Genomic DNA, 1,751 nt, shown 5'->3' with positions numbered 1-1,751 from the left:
AGTGTAAACAGGGACACAGAAATCCGATCTGCTGGTTCAAGGCAAAGCGTAAGTTCCAGGAGCATGGCCGGAGGGATATATCCTGTGCCTCATCTATGATTACAACCAGAGATTTATCCCCTTGCTCTACCCTTGTACGCAGTACCTCTTCAAAAAGGCGTTTTGCTTTTGTCAGGGAGAATAAAGGCTCCTCACCCACGATGACGCAGCATTTCCCCATAGAATCCCGTGGTTTCATCCCTGCCTGGCTTAAGTAAATAACTTGGTAGCGCATAGGATCAAGGGTTTGCACCAGATGGCGAACAAGTGTTGATTTCCCGCTTCCTACCTCCCCTGTGAGTACTCCAAAATAACGGTGTTGGACCATCAACTGCATACGGGCAAGCGCTTCCATGTAGGCTGATGAACCGAATAACATTTCATTCTTGGGGTTCCGGGAAAAGGGAACGAGTTTATTCTCAGTTTCCATCTTCATCACCTCTGCTCTCATCAGGCTTTGGGGCAAAGGTTAGAGGAATACTCTTCCACCCTTCACGTTGCTTTTCCTCAGCCAAATGAAAAAAACTCAGCTCACCTGTGTTCACTTCCCCGGGAGATGGCTCTATTTCCTGGATAGACTCGGATGGTTTTGTTTTTACCCGTTTGTGGACAGATCGATGAAGATCCAGGGTATGGCATCGGGAAAACGCTTACCATCAAACCACACCTGGATTACAGACAGATCAAAGGGGTCAAAGCGCAGCTTTACCTTTTCCCCCGAAAGCTCACAGGGTACCTCATAGATATTGCCGAAGACATGCACACAGCCGGTTTTATCAACTTTGCGATTTTCTTCCCAGAGGAAGATATCTGTCAGTTCACTGATGGGAACTCTTTTCATTGTGCGTTTGCTTGCAGTTGCCCTGGCAAGCGGAGTCTGACCTGTGCCACCATGCTTGCGGATATGGTAGTAACCATCCAGCCATGCTGTTAAAGCATTGTTTAGTTGAGCCAGGCCCTGGATATCTCCCCTTTCAATCAGGTTGTATGCTTCGGGTTTAAAGCTGGTATCGATAAACCTGAAAAACAGCTCAATTTTGCCGCGGCCCTGGGGACGGAACGCTCTACTGTGCGAAAGGCGAATGCCCAGCTTGCCGCAGATCCGCAGCAGGTGATGAGATGAGAATGCTGCTCCATTATCACAATAAAACTGTTCTGGAATTCCGTAGCGTAAAATAGCCTTTTTTAAAGAGTCTTCCAGTCGAGGGAGTTTTTCATCCCAATAAAATTCAGCATGCACAATCAACCGGGAATAGTCGTCCATAATGGCAAACAAAATGGCTTTCTTGCGCTTCCGGGAGTGAGTGGGGTCGGGCAGGTACAGAGTGTGCTGAAAGTCGGACTGCCAGATTTCATGAACATCTGATGCTTCAAAACGCCGGCGCCCTTTTTGTGGTGTAGCATTGTGCAGCAGTTCCTGCCTGCTTACACCCGCCTTTCTCAGGTGACGTGCGAGGGTGCTTGGGGCAATAGATCCCGGTGCAGTAATGCTACCCTGCTCTAATAAAAAGATAATCTGCTCCACACTCGCGCTCCTGGACGCTCTTTGCGAAGATCGATTGCTGCCTGCAGAACCGAAAGGGGGATGCTTGTTCTGTTGGTTGCAGGACGCGGCTTTGGTTTCAGGCCCTCCCAACCTGCTCTTCTGTAGTTTGCTATGTAGCGCCCCAGGTACGGGTACTGACAGTTGTTCTATGGCTGCCGGGGATTTG

2 protein-coding genes are annotated in these 1,751 nt (G+C 49.2%); both read right to left on the bottom strand.

Going from position 1 to position 1,751, the window contains the following annotated elements:
* On the bottom strand, nt 1-490 hold a 490-nt coding region (locus SSCH_RS07370; RefSeq protein ID WP_156972171.1), incomplete at its 3' end, for an ATP-binding protein.
* A gap of 144 nt (nt 491-634) precedes the next feature.
* Nucleotides 635-1,564 (bottom strand): DDE-type integrase/transposase/recombinase, encoded by a 930-nt coding sequence (locus tag SSCH_RS07365; RefSeq protein ID WP_052835433.1) that lies wholly within the window; start codon nt 1,562-1,564, stop codon nt 635-637.
* Nucleotides 1,565-1,751 lie beyond the last annotated feature (187 nt).

Source organism: Syntrophaceticus schinkii, assembly GCF_000946815.1.
Lineage (GTDB): Bacteria > Bacillota > DSM-12270 > Thermacetogeniales > Thermacetogeniaceae > Syntrophaceticus > Syntrophaceticus schinkii.
This window is presented reverse-complemented; position numbering and strand designations above follow the sequence as displayed.